General features: G+C 69.7%; 9 protein-coding genes and 3 tRNA genes. 8 read left to right on the forward strand and 4 right to left on the reverse strand.

All coding sequences use genetic code 11. The features are described 5' to 3' along the window. The first annotated feature begins 155 nt into the window (after positions 1-155). The 4 genes from fxsB to fxsT all read left to right on the forward strand — a co-directional run bounded on the left by fxsB (position 156) and on the right by fxsT (position 8,472). On the forward strand, positions 156-2,330 hold the full coding sequence (gene fxsB, locus ABZS97_RS03235) for a radical SAM/SPASM protein FxsB, inactivated metallohydrolase extension form (protein WP_356132923.1): 2,175 nt from the start codon (positions 156-158) through the stop codon (positions 2,328-2,330). Positions 2,331-2,392: 62 nt separating this feature from the next. Beyond that, a complete protein-coding gene (locus tag ABZS97_RS03240) occupies positions 2,393-3,085 on the forward strand; it encodes an AAC(3) family N-acetyltransferase (RefSeq protein ID WP_356132964.1) in 693 nt (230 codons plus the stop codon). Between the two features lie 126 nt (positions 3,086-3,211). Next, positions 3,212-4,543 (forward strand): TIR-like protein FxsC, encoded by a 1,332-nt coding sequence (locus tag ABZS97_RS03245; RefSeq protein ID WP_356132925.1) that lies wholly within the window; start codon positions 3,212-3,214, stop codon positions 4,541-4,543. After that, on the forward strand, positions 4,540-8,472 hold the full coding sequence (gene fxsT, locus ABZS97_RS03250; RefSeq protein ID WP_356132927.1) for an FxSxx-COOH system tetratricopeptide repeat protein: 3,933 nt from the start codon (positions 4,540-4,542) through the stop codon (positions 8,470-8,472). Before ABZS97_RS03245 ends, fxsT begins: the two co-directional genes overlap by 4 nt. A 7-nt stretch (positions 8,473-8,479) precedes the next feature. Here the strand turns inward: fxsT and ABZS97_RS03255 are convergent, their stop codons facing one another. From ABZS97_RS03255 to ABZS97_RS03270, 4 genes are all read right to left on the reverse strand, one after another. Beyond that, the gene (locus ABZS97_RS03255; protein ID WP_356132929.1) at positions 8,480-9,355 is read right to left on the reverse strand and encodes an alpha/beta hydrolase; all 876 of its coding nucleotides are present in this window, start codon (positions 9,353-9,355) and stop codon (positions 8,480-8,482) included. A 264-nt stretch (positions 9,356-9,619) separates the two neighbouring features. After that, positions 9,620-9,693: transfer RNA gene (locus ABZS97_RS03260), tRNA-Ile, on the reverse strand. A 164-nt stretch (positions 9,694-9,857) separates the two neighbouring features. Then, positions 9,858-9,930 (reverse strand) — tRNA-Asn (locus ABZS97_RS03265). Positions 9,931-9,936: 6 nt separating this feature from the next. Then, positions 9,937-10,009: transfer RNA gene (locus tag ABZS97_RS03270), tRNA-Asn, on the reverse strand. Between the two features lie 145 nt (positions 10,010-10,154). Here ABZS97_RS03270 and ABZS97_RS03275 point away from each other — a divergent pair. From ABZS97_RS03275 to ABZS97_RS03290, 4 genes are all read left to right on the forward strand, one after another. Continuing rightward, positions 10,155-10,460, forward strand: coding sequence for a YtxH domain-containing protein (locus ABZS97_RS03275; RefSeq protein ID WP_356132931.1), 306 nt, complete (start codon positions 10,155-10,157; stop codon positions 10,458-10,460). Between the two features lie 106 nt (positions 10,461-10,566). Further along, positions 10,567-12,021, forward strand: coding sequence for an FGGY family carbohydrate kinase (locus tag ABZS97_RS03280; RefSeq protein WP_356132933.1), 1,455 nt, complete (start codon positions 10,567-10,569; stop codon positions 12,019-12,021). Between the two features lie 153 nt (positions 12,022-12,174). After that, a complete protein-coding gene (locus tag ABZS97_RS03285) occupies positions 12,175-13,908 on the forward strand; it encodes an ABC transporter ATP-binding protein (protein WP_356132935.1) in 1,734 nt (577 codons plus the stop codon). Then, a complete protein-coding gene (locus ABZS97_RS03290) occupies positions 13,908-15,836 on the forward strand; it encodes an ABC transporter ATP-binding protein (RefSeq protein ID WP_356132937.1) in 1,929 nt (642 codons plus the stop codon). Before ABZS97_RS03285 ends, ABZS97_RS03290 begins: the two co-directional genes overlap by 1 nt.

Raw genomic sequence — 15,836 nt, forward strand, 5'->3', positions numbered from 1 at the left:
CGCACTCTGAACAAACGTAGGCCCAACGATCCGGGGCTCCTGGCGGACCCATCGCCGAGAGCCCCGGACTCGCATCTGCGTCCACTTCAACTCGTGTGACAGGATGACCAGTTGAAGTGACCCCGACTGTAGCCGAAGACCCGTACGCTGGGCGCGTGACCCATATCCAGGAACTGGTCCTGAAGATCCATAGCAGATGCAACATCGCTTGCGACCACTGCTATATGTACGAGCATGCCGACCAGAGCTGGCGAGATCGACCGGTAGTGATCTCCGAGGAAACGGTCACACAGATCGCCTTACGCCTCTCCTCGTACGCGAGTGCGCACCGCCTGGATTCCGTCTCGGTCATTCTCCACGGAGGCGAACCACTCCTCGTCGGCCCGACTCGGTTGCGCCGCATCTGTGAGGAACTCACCCGCATCCTGGCCCCCGTCACGACGGTGGATCTGCGCATGCACACCAATGGCATGCTGCTGCACCGCAGGCATCTGGAGATCCTCCGGGAATTCAATGTCAAGGTCGGCATCTCCCTGGACGGCGACCAGACCGCGAATGACCGCCACAGGCTGGACCGCAGAGGGCGAAGCAGTTACGAAAAGGTGCTGCGCGGGATCGAGCTTCTGCGCTCCCCGGAATATCGTCACCTCTTTCAGGGCCTGCTCTGCACCGTAGACGTAAAAAATGACCCCGTCACCGTCCATGACGCTCTCACCGCTCTTGAACCACCCCGGATCGACTATCTGCTTCCGCATTCCACCTGGGACAATCCGCCTCCCGTCGGAAATTCGGATTCGCCCACTCCTTATGCGGACTGGCTGCTGAAGATCTTCGACCGCTGGCTCGAGCAGGGCCGCCCGATGGAAGTGCGCACCTTCGACTCGGTCTGGAGCACCCTGTCCGGCGGCCCGCCCCTCACCGAGGCCATGGGGCTGGCCCCGTCCGACCTCGCGGTCGTGGAAACCGACGGCACCATCGAGCAGGCCGATTCACTCAAGACCGCCTACGACGGGGCGCCCGCCACCGGCTACGACGTCTTCCGGCACACCTTCGAGGAGTACGTCCGGCATCCCGGCGTACAGGCCCGGCAGCTGGGGATCGAAGGGGTCAGCGAGACCTGCAGGCGCTGCCCTGTCGTGAAATCCTGCGGAGGCGGGCTCTACGCACACCGCTACAGCACCGAGCGGGGCTTCGACAACCCGTCCGTCTTCTGCGCCGACCTGCGCACCTTCGTCGACGGTGTGGCGGACCGGATCACCGACCGCGCGCTTTCCCCGGGCGTCCACGCCCTTGAGGAACTCCGGTTCGCCCAGGTCGAGTTGAACCGCACTCTGCTGGCGTTCACGAACGACCGCTTCGCGGCGCATGCGGACTGGTCCGAGGCATGGCAGCTGCTGCTGCGCCTGGACGAGGACGCCCGCACGGCGGCCGAGTTGAATGCGATGCTGGCATACCCGTATACGCGCCAGGCCCTGCGGCAAGGCCTGGACGGACCTCCCCCGACGCCCTGGCTCGCCTCCCTGCTCGTCGCGGTCGCCGCAGGCACGCAGACCGAGGCGACCCTGGCGTGGGAGCACCCGGACACCCGTCTGCACCTCCCTGCCGTGGGTACCCTGCGGCTTCCCCGGCCCGGCCGGATCGAGGTCACAACGGGCGAGGACGGCTTCCGCGTACGCCACGCGGAAGGAACCCTGCGAGTCCGTCCGGGCGACCCCGACTCCGAGCACTGGCGTTCCCTGCAAGGGGGGGAGAACGGCCCCCTGATCGACGACGCCGACCCCGTGCGCGGCTGCTTCCCCGCCTCCGTGACCGCGCCGCTGGACCTCGACGACCGCGACCTCTTCCGCAAGCTGCTCACGCGGGCGTTCGAGCTCATGGACGACCGGCTGACGGACTGGCGGAGCCAACCGAACGCGCTCGCGCCCATGACCGTGACACCGCTCGCGAAAGGCGCGGGCATCCATCTCGGGGTGCACGCGCCCGGCGCGCTGGGAGTTGCCGTCGACTGTGAGCCCGAGGAGATCCTGCTGCAACTCCCCGTCCTCGGGAGGCGGGCGAGGCTGGCCGCACTGCGGGACACGGCGGACCTGACCTTGGCGGGCAGCCCGGCCGGTCAACTGCTCGACGACGCCAGTGAGTTCCTCGGTGCCGCGGCCCTCCAGGACCGGTGCGAAAGCCCGGACTCGGAAGCCCGGTCCATCGCGTTGAAACGCGCACGGCAGGCGCTTGAGGAACTGGCCGCGCTCCCCGAGCGGGAACTCACCGAGACCGGCACGGTGCTGGTCGGCCAACTCGGCGCCGAGTGGACGGAAATGGACGCGCAGGCGTGACACCGGACGACGAACTCACCCGCCTCGGCGGAGCGTTGGGCATCCGCCGAGGCGGCGTCCTCATGGTGCACGCCTCCCTCGGCGGCAGCGGGCTGCGCGACACCCAGGTCCGGGACGCCCTGCTGGACGCGCTGGGGCCCGGCGGCACGCTGGTGGTGCCCGCGTTCACACAGGAGAACTCCCGTACCTCCCGGGCCCACCGAGCACTGACGAGCCACCTCACGGAGCGGGAGAAGGAGGAGTTCCGCGACTCGATGCTCCCCTACGCACCGGAGACGACTCCCTGCCTGGCCATGGGGCGGCTGGCCGAGTGCGTCCGCACCACACCCGGTGCCGTGCGCAGCGCCCACCCGCAGACGTCCATGGCGGCGCTCGGGCCCCGCGCCGCCGAACTGCTCGACGGGCACGATCCGCACTGCCTGCTCGGGGAGCGCTCCCCCCTCGCGCGGCTGTACGCGGCGGGGGCCCAAGTCCTGTTGCTGCGTGTGGGGTTCGAGGTGTGCACCGCGTTCCACCTCGCCGAGTACCGGACGACTCCGCCCCGGCCCAGGCGCACCTATCAGTGCGTGGTGGGCGAGAAGGGCAACTGGGTCACGTACGAGGACACCGCTCTGGACGACAGCCCCTTCGCCGTTCACGGGGCTGAACTTCCTCCCGCACTTCTCACGGGGGGCGAACTGGCGGGGAGGAATGTGACTCTTTTCGACATGCGCCCGGCCGTCGACTTCGTCGGCGCGCGGATGTCACACGGATGACTGGATATCGCCAGTAAATGACGTGAAAGCGGCGACCCGTTCGGGCAGGTCGTCGGGCACATTGTTGGTTCCGGCCAGATGGCGCCAGCGGCGGGATGAAGGCGTCATCGGCAGGCAGGGGGGCGCGTGAACACACCTGAACGAGATCGGGCATCGGACAACTGGCCCTACTTTTTTCTCAGTTACGCGCACACGCCGGCCTGGGGGTCCGGCGGCGGCGACCCCGATCACTGGGTGCACAGGCTTTTCACGGATCTCTGCGACCACATCATGGCGCTCACCGACCTCCCGGCCGGCGTCCCCGCGGGCTTCATGGACCGCGAGATGCGTTCGGGGGACGGCTGGCCGGAGAAACTCAGCGAAAACCTGGCCACCTGCCGGGTTTTCGTGCCGTTGTTCTCGCCGCGATACTTCACCAGCGAGAGTTGCGGACGCGAGTGGTTCGCCTTCAACGAGCGTATTCTGCGCGCTCGTTCGACCGGATCGGGAGACGTACCCGCGATCGTCCCAGCCCTGTGGACGCACATCGACTACGCTCAACTCCCCGACTCCGTACGGCACATCCACATCGACCACGCGGCTTTGGGCGACCGCTACGCGGCCAACGGAATATACGGCCTGATAAAACTCAACCGGCTGCACGACGAGTACGAGGAAATAGTGCTCGGCCTCGCCCAGCGCATCGTGCGGGTCGCCCACGAGTCGCCGCTGCCGCCCAGCCGGCCCCGGCCCTACGAGTCCACGCCCAGCGCATTCAAGCCGCGCGGCGAAGGACCCCGGCGCATCCACCTCACCATCGCCGCCCCCACCCGGCACACCATTCCGGAGCATCGTGACGTCCGCCCCTACGGTGAGGACGCCCAGGACTGGAACCCGTACCACTCGGAGAGCACCCGGCCGCTGCCCGCCCTCGCCGAGGAGCTGATCCGCTCGCTCGACTACCGGATCACCGTGTCCTCCTTCGACGACGACGAACCCGGCGACGAGGACGGCTTCATCGGCTCCACCGCCGACCAGGAGAAGGCGACACCGACCCGGCCCGGCATCCTGCTCGTGGACCGCTGGGCGCTCGCCGACGAGGAGCGCCGGCGCAGACTCAAGGCCTTCGACACCCGCGCCCGCCCCTGGATCAGCGCCGTCGTCCCCTGGAACCGGGCGGACGTGCAGTGTCATGGCGCCGAGGGCCAGAAGCTCACGGCCGAACTGGAGCGCACCCTCCCGCTCATCCTGGACCGGGGGCGCCGCACCGACTGCCGGATCGCCGTCAACGGCGTCCCCACCCTCAAGGCGTTCACCGATGTGCTGCCGGCCGTCGTGGCGAACGCGACCCGGCAGTACCTCAAGCACGCGGCGGCCAACCCGCCCGCCGGCCCGCACCTGCCCAGGCCCCGCCTCGTGGGCCCCACCCACCCGCAGCCGTACCCGGACGCGGGACCCGACCACGGAGGAGAAGCATGACGGCCGCGCAGGACGGACGCATCATCACCTTCTACTCGTACAAAGGTGGCACCGGCCGCACCATGGCCCTCGCCAACACGGCCTGGATCCTCGCCGCCAACGGCAAGCGCGTACTCGCGGTCGACTGGGACCTCGAAGCCCCCGGCCTGCACCGCTTCTTCCACCCCTTCCTCGATCCCAGCGCGCTCGCCGCCACCACCGGCGTGATCGACATCATCAACGAGTACGCCTGGGCCGCCACCGCCGGAACCCAGCGCTCCGGGCCCTGGCACCTGGACTTCGCCGATGTCGAGCAGCACGCCATCTCGCTCACCCCCGAGCGCCTCGGCCTGCGCTTCAACGAAGGCGGCTCGCTCGACTTCCTCTCCGCCGGCCGCCAGGACCGCTCGTACTCGGCGACCGTGTCGTCCTTCGAGTGGGACAACTTCTACGAGCGCCTGGGCGGCGGACTCTTCCTGGACGCCCTGCGCGACAGCATGAAGGCGTCCTACGACTACGTCCTGATCGACAGCCGTACCGGCCTGTCGGACAACGCGGACATCTGCACCATCCAGATGCCGGACGTCCTGGTGGACTGCTTCACCCTCAGCGACCAGTCGCTGGACGGGGCGGCCGCCGTGGCGCGCAGCGTGCAGGACGGCTACCGCAAGCGCCGGATCCGCGTCCTGCCGGTCCCGATGCGCATCGACGAGGGCGAGAAGGAGAAGGTCGACGCCGGACGGGCCCTGGCACGCCTCAAGTTCGACGGCCTGCCCAAGAACCCCGACGAGGGCGAGCTGAGCGCCGAGGAGCTCAGCACGTACTGGGGGAACGTCGAAATCCCCTACCGGCCGTACTACGCGTACGAGGAGACGCTGGCCACCGTCGGCGACGAGAGCGGCATCGCCAACTCGCTGCTGGCCGCCTTCGAGCGGCTCACCACCGTCATCTCGGACGGCGAGATCACCTCGCTGCCCACGGTCCCCGAACCGGTGCGGCTGCGCTGCCGCGACGCGTTCCTGCGGCGGCGGCCGCTGACCGTCGCGACGGACGTCGTCGTCGCGTACGCGGCGGAGAACCGCATGTGGGCGGACTGGGTCGAGTCGCTCCTCAAGCGCTCCGGCTGCAACGTGACCCTGCACGACATCTCGGCGGGACCCGTCGAACGCTCGGACAACACCACACGCATCCTCGTCCTGCTGTCGAACGCCTTCCAGAAGTCGAGGTACGCGGACGCCGTCTGGCGTGCCCTGACCGAGGCCGACTCGGACACCCCGCGCGGCGCGGTGGTCCCGCTGCGCGTCGACGAGGTCCGGCTGCCCACGGCCTACCTGGACCACAACCCCGTCGACCTGCACCGTCTCGACGAGGCTCAGTGCGTCATCTCGCTGCTCACCGCCGTCGACCTGCCCGGGCAGTCCGTGGAGAGCAGCGCGTCCGGCCCCCGCTTCCCCGGCAGCGCCCCGGCGCACTGGAACGCGCCGCAGCGCAACAACACCTTCACCGGCCGCAACATCATCCTGGACCGGGTCCGCGAACAGTTCGACAGCGGCGCCTCCTCCGTCGCGCCGCAGCCGCTCGCGCTGTTCGGCCTCGGCGGCGTCGGCAAGACCCAGGTCGCCATCGAGTACGTGCACCGCTTCATGGCCGACTACGACCTCGTGTGGTGGACGTCGGCCGAACACGAGGACGACGTGGTCGCCTCGCTCGCCGAACTCGGCGCCCGCATCGGGGCGCCGGGCGGCGACGACATGACGATGGCCAGCCAGGAAGCCGTGCAGATGCTGGCCCGCGGGCTGCCGACCAAGCGGTGGCTGCTCATCTTCGACAACGCCGACGACCCGTCCTGGCTCTCCCGCTACTTCCCGCAGGGCGGCGGCCACATCCTCATCACCTCGCGCAACCAGGCCTGGGTGCAAGGGGGTTCGGCACTGCCCATCGACGTCTTCCTGCGCGAGGAGAGCGTCGAGCACCTCACCCGGCGGGCCTCCGGCCTGAGCCTTGAGGAGGCCGACAAGGTGGCGAACGCGGTCGGCGACCTGCCGCTCGCGGTCGAGCAGACGGCGGCCTGGCTCGCCGAGACGGCCACCCCCATCGCCGACTACCTCCAGCAGCTCGCCGACCAGACCACCGACGTACTGGCGCTCAACCAGCCCTCGGACTACTCGCACTCCGTGGCCGCGACCTGGAACATCTCCATCGCGCGCCTGAAGGAACGCTCCCCCGCCTCGGTCCGGCTGCTGCAGCTCTGCGCCTTTCTGGCTCCCGAGCCGATCTCCTCGCAACTGCTCTACAGCAAGGAGATGATCGACGCCCTCAAGCCGTACGACGCCTCGCTCCAGGAGAGTCTGCTGCTCGGCCGCGTCATCCGGGAGATAGGCCGGTTCGCGCTCGCGAAGGTCGACCAGGTCAGCAACAGCATCCAGGTCCACCGGCTGGTGCAGGCCGTGATCCGCGCCCAGCTGACCGAGGAGGAGCAGCAGCAGGCGCGACACGTCGTGCACACCGTGCTGGCCGGCGCCCGCCCGGACGGCGACGAGCCCATCGACGACCCGGAGACCTGGTCGCGCTTCTCCGTCATCTGGCCGCACCTCACCGCCTCCGATGCCCGCAACTGCTTCGACGCGGCCACCCGCCGCCTGCTCATCGACCGCGTGCGCTACCTCTGGAAGCGCGGCGACTTCCCGGGCGCCCAGCGCCGCACCGAGGAACTGCTCGTGCACTGGAAGGAGTTGCTGGGCGAGGACGACGTCCAGTATTTGTATCTGCGCTGTCAGCTCGCCAGCGTGCTGCGCTCCCAGGGGCGATACGTGGAGGCCCGCGAGATCGACACGGAGCTGCTGGACCGGCAGCGCCGCGTCCTTGGCCCCTCGCATCCGCACACCTACGTCACGACGTCCAACCTCGCCGCCGACCTGGCGGCGCTCGGCGAGTACCGCTCGGCGGTGGGTCTCGCGAGGGAGGCGCACGACGGGTTCAGCCAGATCTTCCACGAGTCGCACCGGCGCACGCTCAGCGCCGCCAACAACCTCGCGCTCGCGCTGCGCATGGTCGGCCGCTACGGCGAGGCGCGCGCCCTCGACCAGGAGACCCTGGACCGTCGTATGGAGGTCCTGGGCCCCGACCACCCCTACACCCTGGCCTCCGCCGAACGCCTCGGCCGGGACCTGCGCGAGGTCGGCCGCTACTCCGAGTCCGTGGCACTGCTCTCCCGGACGTACGACGCCCACAAGCGCCTGCTCGGCAAGGGGTTCCCCGGCACCCTGCGGTGCGCCAAGTCGCTCGCCGTCTCGCTGCGCAGGGCGGGGCAGTTCGAGGACGCCCGGCGGCTGACGACGGCGACGCGTTCCCAGTACCGGGCGCAGTACCCGAAGCCGACGCCGGACTCCCTGGCCTGCGATCTCAACCTGGCCGCCGACCTGTTCGCGGCCGACGAGCGGGAGGCCGCGCGCGAGGTGGCGCAGGACGCGCTCGCCGAGTACGTGAAGGTGCCGGGCGAGGCGCACCCCTACACCCAGGCCGCGCTGAACAACCTCGGCATCTTCCACTGGGGATGCGGGGACATCGAACAGGCGGAGGAGGTCTTCAGCCAGGTCCTGCCCCGTATGCAGGAGATCCTGGGCGACCAGCACCCCCACACCCTCTTCTCCGGTGTCAACTACGCCAACGTCCTCGCCGACCAGGGCCGCCTGGCGGAGGCCGGCGTCCTGGAGGAGAAGGCCGTGACCACGCTGCGCACCGTCCTCGGCCCGCACCACCCCGAAACCCTGGCCGTCGTCACCAACTACGCGCTCACCCTCGCGGCGGTCGGCCGCGAGGACGAGGCCCACCACGTCCGGGAGGAGGCTCTCACCGAACTGCGCATGCTGCTCGGCGAGGACAACGGCATCATCCAGGTCGCCTCCGACGAACGTCGCATATACCGGGACCTGGAGCCGCTGGCCGTATGAGGTTCCGTCAGACGAGCGCGCCGCCGATCAGCCAGCCGAGCACCTTGGGCAGGGCGCGCAGGGCCGCGAAGTGCGCTGCCGTCGGCTCGACGACCTTCTTGGCCCGGGGGATGCGGTCGGCGAGCCAGGAGGCATGAGAGGCGGGCGAGAAGACGTCGTGCTCCCCGTGCCACAGCAGCACGGGGACACGGATGTCCGCGGGGTCGAAGCCCCAGGGGCCGGTCAGCGCGAGGGCGTCGTCGATCCAGCCGTACGGCGAGGTGCGCAGCGCCTCGCGGAAGTTGCGCAGCAGCATGGAGCGCATCGCCGTGTCCGACACGATCGAGCGGTCGTCGGCGGTGAGGTCCCGGCGCAACTCCTCCAACAGCCGTCCCGGGTCGTTGCGGATGGCCGCGGAGCGTGGGATCAGCCGTTCCTCGAAGCGCTCGGGGTCGGTGAACGCGGTGCGGAACTCGTCGACGTTGGAGGGTGCCATGCCCGCGAACCAGTCGAGCCCCTCGGCGTCGCGCGGGGCGAGGCCGACGAGCGCGGCGGCGCGGGTCACCCGGTCCGGCAGGAGCGCGGCGCAGGCCAGGGCGTGCGGTGCGCCGCCGGAGCGGCCGACCACCGCGAACCGGTCCACGTCCAGCGCGTCCGCGACGACCGCCACGTCCTGCACGACGTCCACGACCCGTCGCCCGGCCATGCGGTCCGAACCCCCGTAGCCGGGGCGGTCGTAGCTGATGAGCCGGGTGCCGCGCTGGTACAGGAACATGGAGCGCGGTCTGGGGCCGACCCGGCTGCCGGGCATGCCGTGCATCAGGAACACGGGGTGCCCGTCCGGATCGCCCGACACCTCGACCCGCAGCAGCCGTCCGTCCACCGTTCGCACATGGTCATGCACAGCGCTTCCCCCCTCCCTCAGGCGAACAAGTCGCCTAGGCCCGACGGGCCGGGACCACGCTGCCCGAACCTTGCCCAACAGCCCACCCCCCGAAACGATTTCGCAGGTCAACCGGGCCCGAGATCAAGCCACTCGAAAGCGGCACCCGGCGCCCCCGCGCCCGCACCGCTCAGAGCCCCCGGACACAACTCCGCCCCGACCGGTGACATCCGGTCAGGGCGGTGAAGACGCAGGTCGCATCGATTCTGCACGCGTAGCGCGTAGTGGGGCGGGTGGGACTCGAACCCACGGCCGACGGATTATGAGTCCGCTGCTCTAACCGGCTGAGCTACCGCCCCTTACGGCGCGTCGCGCACACTTGTGCGCGCCGTCTGCCGCAGCATAGCCGCTCATACGATCTCCTGCTTCGGATGGTCGGCATCGCATGACCATGAGGACTTCGCCGTGGTCTGCGTGGTTCCCCGGACATGAAAAAGGACCCCGAAGGGGTCCTCTTCCGCTGCTCTCCCGACTGGACTCGAACCAGTAACCTGCCGGTTAACAGCCGGCTGCTCTGCCAATTGAGCTACAGGAGATCGAAGCTCCCCCGACTGGACTCGAACCAGTAACCTGCCGGTTAACAGCCGGCTGCTCTGCCAATTGAGCTACAGGGGATTGCCTCGTTGCATCGAACGTACCTACCTGGGTATTCGCCAGGGGGCGTGCGCTCGCTGCGACACATACATTAGCGCAAGCAGGGGGGTGCTCCGCCAATCGGTTCCCTCCCCACCGAAGCCGACGCAAGGGAAGGGTGGCCGTCATGCGCTACCGGCTCACATTCGTCGCCGGACTGGCCCTGGGTTACGTGCTGGGCACGCGGGCCGGGCGCGAGCGCTACGAGCAGCTGAAGAAGTCCGCTCGCCAGGTCGCGCAGAACCCGGCGGTGCGCAACACCGCCGAGTCCGCCGCGCAGCAGGGGCGCGCAGCCGCGGGCAAGGCGTACCACGTGGTCAGCGAGAAGGTCGGGGACCGTGTGCCCGACTCGGTCGCCGACCGGGTGCGCTCGCTGCGGGAGCGGAACACGGACGGTTCCGGCGAGGACGACTGGGGCAGCAGCAACACCTGACGGTGACGCCTCGGGCCGCCTCCCACGTACCAGGGACACCGGGTGTCCAACGGGTCACCGGTGACTTCGGCGCGCGCACCTCTCGCCGTACGGCAGAATTTCTGGCATGGGGATAGTCGCCGGGCTGGACAGTTCGCCCGATTTCACTCGCATCGTCGTCTGCGACACGGACACGGGTGCCGTGCTCAGGCAGGGGTATGCGCCGCATCCGGTGGAGCCCGCCGAGGGCGGCGGCCGTCCTTCGGACGTGGATCCGCAGGCCTGGCTGCTGTCCCTGGGCGAGGCGGCCGGCGGCGGGCTGCTCGAAGGCGTGCAGGCCATCGGCGTCTCCGCACAGCAGAACGCACTCGTTCCGCTGGACTCGCAGGGCAACACGGTGCGCCCCGCGCTGGTCGGCGGTGACAAGCGCGCGCAGGTCGCGGCGGCGGATCTCATCGACGCCCTCGGCGGGCGCGAGGCGTGGGCCCAGGCGGTGGGCTGTGTGCCGCAGGCCGCCCAGCCGGTGACCAAACTGCGCTGGATGAACAGGACCGAGCCGGACTCCGCGCAGCGCACCGCCATGCTGCTGCAGGCCCACGACTGGCTCGTGTGGCAGCTGCTGGGGCGGCCGACGCGCAGGACGACCGACCGCGGCGGAGCCTCCGGCACCGGCTACTGGTCGGCGGCGACCGGCGGGTACCGGCCGGATCTGGTCGAGCTCGCGCTCGGCCACCAGGCGATGCTGCCCGATGTGCTCGGTCCGTCCGACGCGGCCGGGACCACCCCGGAGGGGCTGCTGATCTCCGCCGGGACCGGCGAGACGATGGCGGCCGCCTTCGGGCTCGGCATCGGGCTCGGCGACGCGGTCGTCTCGCTGGGGGCCTCCGGGTCCGTGATGGCCGTACACCCCGAGGCGCTGGTCGACGCGACCGGGATGATCACCTCGCTCGCCGACGCGACCGGGATGCACCTGCCGGTCGTCACCACGCTCAACGCCGTTCGGGCGCTGCGCGGCGCCGCCGAACTGCTCGGTCTGCCCGATCTGGAGAGCTTGTCCGACCTGGCGATGAAGTCGACGCCGGGCTCCCACGGGCTCGTCATGCTGCCGTACCTGGAGGGCGAGCGGACCCCGAACCTGCCGCACACCGCGGGCACCCTCGCGGGCCTTCGGCGGGAGTCGATGCGCCCCGAGCACCTGGCGCGGGCGGCCTTCGAGGGCATGCTGTGCGGGCTCGCGGACGCGCTGGACGTGCTGCGCGGGCGCGGGGTCGACGTACGGCGGATCTTCCTGCTCGGCGCGGCCGCGGAGCTTCCCGCCGTACAGGCCGCGGCGCCCGCGCTGTTCGGGGTGCAGGTCGTGGTGGTGCAGCCGGCGGACTACGCGGCGCTCGGCGCGGCCCGGCAGGCCGCCTGGGCCCTCGGCGTCTCGCAGGGCACCCTCGACCCGCGCACGCCGCCGATGTGGCAGGGCGCGGTCGCCCAGGTGCTGGAGCCCGGCGAGGAGCTGGCCGTCGGACAGGCCGTACGGCAGCAGTACGTGTCCGTACGGGAACAGACGCATCCGGGGGCGTTCCGGGCGTAGCAACACCACCGGCGTACGCCTCAAGGCTGAGGCCGGACGCGCTATTGGACCGCTCTTGGCTTAATCAGTTGAGGTAACACGGGGGGAGTGTCCGACGATAGGGGGTGGTGCACCACCGAACGCCCCGTCGCCGTCGACTCCGAGAGACCCCGCGTGCTCATACGACTTCTTCGAACCCACCTCAGTCCGTACCGCAAACCCATCGCCCTGCTCGTCCTGCTGCAGTTCCTGCAGACCTGCGCGACGCTCTACCTGCCCACGCTCAACGCGCACATCATCGACAACGGTGTCGTGAAGGGCGACACGGGCTACATCCTGTCCTTCGGCGCCCTGATGGTCGCCATCTCGCTGGCGCAGGTGGTCTGCAACGCGGGGGCCGTCTACTTCGGCGCCCGTACGGCGTCCGCGGTGGGCCGGGACATCCGGGCCGCCGTCTTCGACCGGGTGCAGTCCTTCTCGGCGCGCGAGGTCGGCCACTTCGGTGCGCCGTCGCTCATCACCCGCACCACGAACGACGTGCAGCAGGTGCAGATGCTCGCGCTGATGACGTTCACGCTGCTGGTGTCGGCGCCGATCATGTGCGTCGGCGGCATCATCCTCGCCCTCGGCCTGGACGTGCCGCTGTCCGCCGTGCTGATCGCCGTGGTTCCGGTGCTCGGCATCAGCGTGACGGTGATCGTGCGGCGGCTGCGCCCGCTGTTCCGGAAGATGCAGGTGCGCCTGGACACCGTGAACCGGGTGCTGCGCGAGCAGATCACCGGCAACCGCGTGATCCGTGCCTTCGTCCGGGACGAGTACGAGAAGGACCGCTTCCGGGACGCGAACACCCAGCTCACCGAGGTGTCCCTGGGCACCGGACGGATGCTGGCCCTGATGTTCCCGATCGTGATGACGGTGGTGAACCTGTCGTCGATCGCCGTCGTGTGGTTCGGCGCGCACCGCATCGACAGCGGGGGCATGCAGATCGGTGACCTGACCGCGTTCCTCGCCTATCTGATGCAGATCGTGATGTCCGTGATGATGGCCACCTTCATGTTCATGATGGTGCCGCGCGCGGAGGTCTGCGCGGAGCGGATCCAGGAGGTGCTCGACACCTCCAGCAGTGTCGTTCCCCCGACCGCTCCCGTCCTGGAGCTGCGCCGCCACGGCCACCTGGAGATCCGGGGGGCCGGGTTCCGTTACCCGGGCGCCGAGGAGCCGGTGCTGAAGGCCGTCGACCTGGTGGCGCGCCCCGGCGAGACCACGGCCGTGATCGGGTCGACCGGCAGCGGCAAGTCCACGCTGCTCGGGCTCGTCCCGCGGCTGTTCGACGCCACCGACGGCGAGGTGCTCGTCGACGGCGTGGACGTGGCGACCGTCGAGCCGCGGCTGCTGGCGAGGACCGTGGGCCTGGTGCCGCAGAAGCCGTACCTGTTCGCGGGCACGGTCGCCACCAACCTGCGCTACGGCAATCCCGAGGCGAGTGACGAGGAGCTGTGGCACGCGCTGGAGGTCGCGCAGGCCAAGGGCTTCGTGGAGGGGCTGGAGAACGGCCTCGACTCCCCCATCGCCCAGGGCGGAACGAACGTCTCGGGCGGTCAGCGTCAGCGGCTGGCGATCGCCCGCACCCTGGTGCAGCGCCCGGAGATCTACCTCTTCGACGACTCCTTCTCGGCGCTCGACTACGCGACCGACGCGGCCCTGCGCGCCGCGCTCGGCCGCGAGACCGCCGAGGCGACCGTCGTGATCGTCGCCCAGCGTGTGTCGACCATCCGCGACGCCGACCGGATCGTGGTCCTGGACGAGGGCCGCGTCGTCGGCACCGGCCGCCACCACGAACTGATGGCGGGCAACGAGACCTACCGGGAGATCGTGCTCTCCCAGCTGACGGAAGCGGAGGCTGCCTGATGGCCGGGCCTATGGGGCGGATGATGGCCGGGGGCGGCCCCGATCAGCGCTCGATGGACTTCAAGGGATCCGGAAAACGGCTTCTCTCCCAGTTCAAGCCCGAACGCGTCACCCTGTACGGGATGCTCGTCGCCGTCGTACTGAGCGTGGGCCTCTCGGTGGTCGGGCCGAAGATCCTCGGCCGGGCGACGGACCTGGTGTTCGCCGGGATCATCGGGCGGCAGATGCCGGCGAACGCGACGAAGGAGCAGGTCCTCGACTCCATGCGCAGGCGGGGCGAGGGCGGCGTCGCCGACATGCTCTCGGGCACCGACTTCACCCCGGGCAAGGGCATCGACTTCGACGCCGTGGGCAACGTACTGCTGCTCGCGCTCGGCACGTTCCTGGTGGCCGGCCTGCTGATGGCGGTGGCCACCCGCCTGGTGAACCGCGCGGTCAACAAGACGGTCTACCGGATGCGCGAGGACATGCAGGCGAAGCTGTCCCGCCTCCCGCTGTCGTACTTCGACAAGCGGCAGCGCGGCGAGGTCCTCAGCCGCGCGACCAACGACATCGACAACATCGGGCAGACGCTTCAGCAGTCGATGGGCCAGCTCATCAACTCGCTGCTGACGATCATCGGTGTGCTGGCGATGATGTTCTGGGTGTCCTGGCTGCTGGCGCTCGTGGCGCTGGTCACCGTGCCGCTGTCGTTCTACGTCGCCACGCGCGTCGGCAAGCGCTCGCAGCCGCACTTCGTGCAGCAGTGGCGCACCACCGGCAAGCTCAACGCGCACATCGAGGAGATGTACACCGGGCACACCCTGGTGAAGGTGTTCGGGCGGCAGGACGAGTCGGCTGCGCAGTTCGCCGAGGAGAACGACAAGCTGTACGAGGCCGGGTTCAAGGCGCAGTTCAACAGCGGCATCATGCAGCCGCTGATGATGTTCGTGTCGAACATCAACTATGTGCTGGTCGCGGTCGTCGGCGGGCTGCGGGTGGCGACGGGCGCGCTGTCCATCGGTGACGTGCAGGCCTTCATCCAGTACTCCCGCCAGTTCTCCATGCCGCTGACGCAGGTCGCGTCCATGGCGAACCTGGTGCAGTCCGGCGTCGCCTCCGCCGAGCGGATCTTCGAGCTCCTCGACGCCGAGGAGCAGGAGGCCGACCCGATGCCGGGAGCCAAGCCGGACGAGCTGCGCGGGCGGGTCGCCCTGGAGAACGTGTCGTTCCGCTACGACCCCGACAAGCCGCTCATCGAGGACCTCTCGCTGAAGGTTGAGCCCGGGCACACGGTCGCCATCGTCGGTCCGACCGGCGCGGGCAAGACCACGCTCGTCAACCTGCTCATGCGGTTCTACGAGGTCACCGGCGGGCGCATCACCCTCGACGGGGTGGACGTCGCCACGATGTCCCGGGACAGCCTGCGCGACGGGATCGGCATGGTGCTTCAGGACACCTGGCTGTTCGGCGGCACGATCGCGGAGAACATCGCCTACGGTGCCTCGCGGGACGTGACGCGGGGTGAGATCGAGGAGGCCGCGCGGGCCGCGCACGCCGACCGGTTCATCCGGACACTGCCCGAGGGGTACGACACCGTCATCGACGACGAGGGCACGGGGGTGAGCGCCGGTGAGAAGCAGCTCATCACCATCGCGCGGGCGTTCCTGTCCGACCCGGTGATCCTCGTGCTCGACGAGGCGACGAGTTCGGTGGACACCCGCACCGAGGTGCTGATCCAGAAGGCGATGGCGAAGCTGGCGCACGGGCGGACGTCGTTCGTCATCGCGCACCGGCTGTCGACGATCCGCGATGCCGACACCATTCTGGTGATGGAGAACGGCGCGATCGTCGAGCAGGGCGCCCACAGCGATCTGCTCGCCGCCGACGGGGCGTACGCCCGGCTGTACAAGGCCCAGTTCGCACAGGCCGTCGCGGAAGTGGACTAG

Origin of the sequence: Streptomyces sp. NPDC005485, assembly GCF_040606085.1 — a bacterium.
Lineage (GTDB): Bacteria > Actinomycetota > Actinomycetes > Streptomycetales > Streptomycetaceae > Streptomyces.

Bases quoted from the DNA above. Each gene is read 5' to 3' on its own strand.
- ABZS97_RS03240 (WP_356132964.1), top strand. From the start codon at position 2,393: ATGGTGCACGCCTCCCTCGGCGGCAGCGGGCTGCGCGACACCCAGGTC.
- fxsT (WP_356132927.1), top strand. From the start codon at position 4,540: ATGACGGCCGCGCAGGACGGACGCATCATCACCTTCTACTCGTACAAA.
- ABZS97_RS03275 (WP_356132931.1), top strand. From the start codon at position 10,155: ATGCGCTACCGGCTCACATTCGTCGCCGGACTGGCCCTGGGTTACGTG.
- ABZS97_RS03280 (WP_356132933.1), top strand. From the start codon at position 10,567: ATGGGGATAGTCGCCGGGCTGGACAGTTCGCCCGATTTCACTCGCATC.
- ABZS97_RS03290 (WP_356132937.1), top strand. From the start codon at position 13,908: ATGGCCGGGCCTATGGGGCGGATGATGGCCGGGGGCGGCCCCGATCAG.